Source organism: Streptomyces sp. ATLC9, assembly GCF_057196705.1.
Window position 1 is genome coordinate 1 of sequence record NZ_JBXUOY010000293.1, and the last position, 6,058, is coordinate 6,058.

Genomic DNA, 6,058 nt, shown 5'->3' on the forward strand with positions numbered 1-6,058 from the left:
CTCCCGGCCACCGCGCGGCAGCGCCCGGGCGTCCGTACGCCGGCCCCGCCACGCGGCCCGGGCCGCACGCAACCCCCGCGCCGCACCGACCAACCTCACCGACCGCACCAGGTCACGTGCATCCATGCTGATCAGAGTGCCATCACCGGCAAGTGGCCGGTGCCACGTTCAACCGCCGTTCACCGGACGTCCTCCCGTGGTTGCCCCACACCGTCCGGCCCCCCGGTATGGGGGATCGGACCTGGTGCGGAAACCGATCACATGGCACAGTCCTGCACAGCCGCCGCGCACCCGCACGCCCCCGGCCACCATCCCAGGGGCCGAGCGGTGCGGGGAGACGAACGCACACGAAGCGTGGAAAACAGCCCGGGAGCCGCCATGACCGCCGCGCACAGCGCCGCACCGACGACCGCAGACCAGCCGGAGCCCCTGTGGAGCCCCGGTCCCGACCGGATCGAGGGCGCCCGGATCACCCGTTTCCAGGCGTGGGCCGCCGAACGCTTCGGGGCCCCGGCCGCGGTCCCCGCGGACCCGGCCGCGAGCTACGCCGCGCTGCACCAATGGTCCGTCGAGGAACTCGAGGCCTTCTGGCAGGCGGTCGCCGAGTGGTTCGACGTACGCTTCGCCACCCCGTACGAGACCGTCCTCGCCGACCCGGCCATGCCCGGTGCCCGCTGGTTCCCCGGCGCCACCCTCAACTACGCCGAGCACGCCCTGCGCGCAGGCGAGGACCCGGCCCGCGCCGACACCCCCGCCCTGCTGTACGTCGACGAGAGCCACGAGCCGGTCCCCGTCACCTGGGCGCAGCTGCGCCGCCAGGTCGGCTCGCTCGCCGCCGAACTGCGCCGCCTCGGGGTGCGCCCCGGCGACCGCGTCAGCGGCTACCTGCCCAACATCCCCCAGGCCGCCGTCGCCCTGCTGGCCACCGCCGCCGTCGGAGGCGTGTGGACCTCCTGCGCCCCCGACTTCGGCGCCCGCAGCGTCCTGGACCGTTTCCAGCAGGTCGAACCCGTCGTCCTGTTCACCGTCGACGGCTACCGCTATGGCGGCAAGCAGCACGACCGCACCGGCACCGTCGCCGAGCTGCGCCGCGAACTGCCCTCCCTGCGCGCCGTCGTCCACATCCCCCTGCTCGGCACCCCGGCCCCCGAGGGCGCCCTGGAGTGGGACGTCCTGACCGCCGCCGACGGGACGCCGGCCGAACCGGTCTTCGAACACGTACCCTTCGACCACCCGCTGTGGGTGCTGTACTCCTCCGGCACCACCGGGCTGCCCAAGGCCATCGTCCAGTCCCAGGGCGGCATCCTGGTCGAGCACCTCAAACAGCTCGGCCTCCACTGCGACCTCGGTCCCGGGGACCGCTTCTTCTGGTACACCTCCACCGGCTGGATGATGTGGAACTTCCTCGTCTCCGGCCTGCTCACCGGCACCACCGTCGTCCTTTACGACGGCAGCCCCGGCCACCCCGGCACCGACGCCCAGTGGCGCGTGGCCGAACGCACCGGCGCCACCTTCTACGGCACCTCCGCCGCCTACGTCATGGCCTGCCGCAAGGCCGGCGTCCGCCCCGGCCGCGACCTCGACCTCTCCCGCGTCAGGTGCGTCGCCACCACCGGCTCCCCCCTCCCTCCCGACGGATTCCGCTGGATCCACGACGAGGTCGCCCAGGACATGTGGATCGCCTCCGTCAGCGGCGGCACCGACGTGTGCAGCTGCTTCGCCGGCGCCGCCCCCACCCTCCCCGTCCACATCGGCGAACTCCAGGCCCCCGGCCTGGGCACCGACCTGCGGTCCTGGGACCCGCACGGCAGGCCGCTGGTCGACGAGGTCGGCGAGCTGGTCGTCACCCGCCCCATGCCGTCCATGCCGATCCGCTTCTGGAACGACCCGGACGGCTCCCGCTACCGTGACAGCTATTTCGAGATGTTCCCCGGCGTGTGGCGGCACGGCGACTGGACCACCCTCACCTCGCGCGGCACCGTCGTCATCCACGGCCGCTCCGACTCCACCCTCAACCGGCAGGGTGTCCGCATGGGCTCGGCCGACATCTACGAGGTGGTCGAACGCCTCCCGGAGATCCGCGAGTCCCTCGTCATCGGTGCGGAACAGCCCGACGGCGGCTACTGGATGCCCCTGTTCGTCCACCTCGCCCGGGAAGCCGTCCTCGACGACGCCCTGCGCGACCGGATCAAGCGGTCCATCCGCGAACAGCTCTCGCCCCGGCACGTCCCCGACGAGATCATCGAGGTCGAGGGCGTCCCCCACACCCTCACCGGCAAGCGGCTGGAGGTCCCGGTCAAGCGCCTCCTCCAGGGCGCCGACCTCGACAAGGCGGTCAACCCCGGCTCGGTCGACGACGTCGGGCTCCTGCGCTTCTACGAGCGCCTGGCCCGGGAACGCCGCACCCCCTGAACCTCCCCGAAACCCGTTGTCAGCCCCCTCGGCTACCGTGAGTGACCAAATGAACACGGGATAGAGGGGGAGCTGACATGACACACCGCGAAAGGCGCGACCGCCGCCGTCCCGAGACGGTACGACGGGCCCTGCGCCGCGAGGCGCCCAGCACGGTCGCCGTCGTGGCCGACCCGGCCGGCTTCGCGGCCATGCGCCGCTACACCACATTCGCCTTCGACGATCACCGCCGCTACCTGCGGCAGACGGAAGGACTGCTGCGCTCGCTCACCGCCCAGGGCGTCCACACCCGTGTCGGCCTCTTCGAACCGGACGACTACGCGCACTTCTGCTCCCAGGAACGGATCAACCCCGACACCTCCGACAGCCGTGCGCGCTACGTGGCCGAGATCGCCGCGACCGGCGCCACCGTCCGCTACCGGGGCCAGCCCCTGTCCCGGCTGCTGCCCCTGCTGCTCGACGGCTGGGAGCGACAGGAGACCGGGGACCGCGCCACCGACGCCCTCACCGGCCTCGGTCCCTGTCCCGGCTGCGGAAAAGACCTGGGACAAGAGGCCCTCGACGCCGCCTCCGGCATCCTGGACCGACTCGGCACCGGAGCCGGTCCAGGCACCCACCACCTGGTGTGCAGCGTCACCGGGGCCACCGGGCCCCTGGTCGCCGTCCTCCGCATCGAGCGCACACCGCGCGGCGGCGAGGAGCAGGCCGCCGCCGAGGAAACGGCCTTCCGCACGGTGCTCGCCGCGGGGCTGGCCACCGGACGGCCGGGGGGAGTGGTGATGCGCACCGTCCGCGACGGGAGGGAGGAAGTGCGTGGCTGGAGCCTGAACGGCGGCCGTCTCCGCCCGCTCACCGAGGCTGAGGTCTTCTCCGCCTACTGCACCGACACCCGTACGGGGGACCCGGTCCCACCGGAACCCGGTCTCGCCTACCGGGCCGGCTTCCCACTGCCGGGACACACGGCGAGGGACCGGCGGCGCGGGAGGCGGAGGGGCGGGACTCACTCCCCGGAGAGCACCGACTGAGCGGCCGCCCGAGCCTGCTCACCGCCCTCCGAGGCGCGTGCGGCGCCCCCCCCACGCTCGCACTGGGCCATGGTGCGCCTGGACAGTTCCGCACGCACATAGGGGATGGCCTTCGCCCCCATGGACAGGCTCGTGACACCCAGCCCGACCAGCACGCACGCCAGCAACGGATCGGAGGCGGCCTCACCGCAGACACCGCAGCTCTTGCCCTCGGCACCGGCCGCCTCCGCGGCCATGGCCACCAGATCCAGCAGCGCCGGCTGCCACGGATCCTGGTAGCGGGCCAGTGCGCCCACCTGCCGGTCGGCGGCGAAGGCGTACTGGGCCAGGTCGTTGGTGCCCAGCGACAGGAACTCCACCTCCTGAAGCACCGAACGGGCCCTCAGCGCGGCCGAGGGGACCTCCACCATCACACCGGACTTCGCACGCAGCCCCGCATCCCGGCAGGCGTCGGCGAACGCCCTGGCATCGGCCCGGTCGGCGACCATCGGTGCCATGACCTCCAAGTACACCGGCAGCCCCTCGGCAGCCCTGGCGAGCGCCCGCAGCTGGGTGCGCAGCACCTCGGGGTGGCCGAGCAGCGTACGCAGCCCGCGTACGCCCAGCGCGGGATTGGGCTCCTCGGCCGGGGTGAGGAACTCCAGCGGCTTGTCCGCGCCCGCGTCCAGCACCCGTACCACGACGCGTCCCTCCGGGAACGCCTCCAGCACCTGCCGGTACGCCTCGATCTGCTTCTTCTCCGACGGCGCCTTCCCGCCGGAGTCGAGGAAGAGGAACTCTGTACGGAACAGGCCGACGCCCTCGGCGCCCGCCTCCACCGCGTCCGCCACATCCGCCGGACCGCCGATGTTCGCCAGCAGCGGCACCTTGTGCCCGTCGGAGGTAGCACCCGGACCGGTGGCGGACGTGAGCGCGGCTCTGCGCTCCTCGGCGATCCTGAGCATCTCCTCCCGCTGCTCGGGGTCCGGGTCCACGCCGACCAGGCCCGTACTGCCGTCCACCGCGACGACCGTCCCCTCGGCCAACTCGACGGCCCCTCGCAGCGCCACCACCGCGGGCACTCCCAGTGCCCGGGCCAGAATGGCGCTGTGGCTGGTGGGGCCGCCCTCCTCGGTCACGAAACCGAGGACGAGCGACGGGTCCAGCAACGCGGTGTCCGCGGGCGCCAGATCGCGTGCGACCAGCACATAGGGCCTGTCGCTGTTCGGCACCCCCGGCATCGGAACCCCGAGCAGCCGGGCGACGATCCGGTTCCGCACATCGTCCAGGTCCGCGACCCGCCCGGCGAGATAGTCGCCGGCGCCCGCGAGCAACGCCCGGTAGGCGGCGAGGGCGTCGTACACCGCGCGCTCAGCGGTGCTGCCCACGGCGATGCGCCGTTCGACATCGGCGATCAACTCCGGGTCCCGGGCCATCATGGCCTGCGCCTCCAGCACGGCCTGCGCCTCACCACCGGCGAGGTTCCCCCGCGCGGTCAGGTCCGCGGCCACGGCCTCCACCGCCTGGCGCGCCCTCCTCCGCTCGTGCGGTACCTCGTCCCGGGTGGTCTGCCGGGTCGGCGGCTCCAGCTCGGCGGTGCCCATGTGCCGCACCTCGCCGATCGCCACCCCGTGGCTGACCCCGATCCCTCGAAGCGTTGTCTCCATCTCACCCTCACCCGTCTCCGGACCTCCGGCCGGTTCCGTCTCGTAGGCGGGTCGCGTCCGCCTCCTGCCCGCCGTTCGCGAAGACCTCGCGGACGGCGGATGGGCGATGGATCACCGCCAGGTGAACAGCGTGCCGCCGGAGGACACGTCGATGCCCTCGGCCACGTCGGCGAGTGCGTCGGGGGTGGCCTCCAGCGCGACGACCGGACAGACCGGGGACTTCCCCACAGCCTCCACCTCAGCCGGGTTCCAGTGGACGACCGGGTCGCCGCGCCGCAAGGTGTCGCCCTTGGCGGCCAGCAGTTCGAACCCCTGGCCGTTCAGCTGCACGGTGTCGATGCCCAGATGCGTCAGCACCCCGTGCCCCTCACCGTCCACGACGACGAAGGCATGCGCGTGCAGCGAGACGACGATGCCGTCCACCGGGGCCACGGCGACGGATGGTTCGCGGACCGGGTCGACGGCGGTCCCGGGCCCGACCATCACTCCGGAGAACACCGGATCCGGCACGGCCGCGAGGCCGATGGCACGTCCGGCCAGTGGGGACGTCACGGTGGTCATGGAAAGCCTCCCAGGCGCGGAGACCGAGCGGTCACCGTCGTCGTGTGTCCTGAGTTGTCCTGAATCGGCGCACTGATCAGAAGCGTATGACATGGGGACCACTGGTTCCGGGGGGCGCGCGTGGCGGCCTGTCCGGGCTCGACGGGCCGATTTGCCTCTTCACCCACCCGCCTGTACTCTCGTATCTCCGTCCGACGTCAGTGGCGTCAGTGACGTCCGACCTCTATCTCCCTCCGGGAATCCGGTTCGGTTCTGCACGCTTGCAGGAGAAGACCGAATTTCGGAATTCAGAGGAGGGGCTGGTAGTGTCGGAGACACCGAAGGGAAGCGCCCGGAGGGGCCCCGGGAGGGGTGCCGAAGGAAGCGTCCGTTCCTTGAGAACTCAACAGCGTGCCAAAAGTCAACGCCAGATAT

General features: G+C 72.2%; 4 protein-coding genes. 2 read left to right on the top strand and 2 right to left on the bottom strand.

Translation table 11 applies throughout. The features are described 5' to 3' along the window. Positions 1-378 precede the first annotated feature (378 nt). Entirely contained in the window at positions 379-2,412 is a 2,034-nt protein-coding gene (locus AC2CJA_RS22815) for an acetoacetate--CoA ligase (protein WP_484604554.1), read from the top strand. A 77-nt stretch (positions 2,413-2,489) separates the two neighbouring features. Next, on the top strand, positions 2,490-3,437 hold the full coding sequence (locus AC2CJA_RS22820; protein WP_484604555.1) for a hypothetical protein: 948 nt from the start codon (positions 2,490-2,492) through the stop codon (positions 3,435-3,437). On the opposite strand, the gene ptsP is transcribed toward AC2CJA_RS22820, so the two are convergent. Together ptsP and AC2CJA_RS22830 are read right to left on the bottom strand one after the other, a co-directional pair. Then, positions 3,413-5,083 (bottom strand): phosphoenolpyruvate--protein phosphotransferase, encoded by a 1,671-nt coding sequence (gene ptsP / locus AC2CJA_RS22825; RefSeq protein WP_484604556.1) that lies wholly within the window; start codon positions 5,081-5,083, stop codon positions 3,413-3,415. The two genes, AC2CJA_RS22820 and ptsP, sit on opposite strands and share 25 nt — an antisense overlap. Before the next feature lie 111 nt (positions 5,084-5,194). Next, positions 5,195-5,644, bottom strand: a complete 450-nt coding sequence (locus tag AC2CJA_RS22830) for a PTS sugar transporter subunit IIA (RefSeq protein WP_484604557.1) — start codon at positions 5,642-5,644, stop codon at positions 5,195-5,197. Positions 5,645-6,058 lie beyond the last annotated feature (414 nt).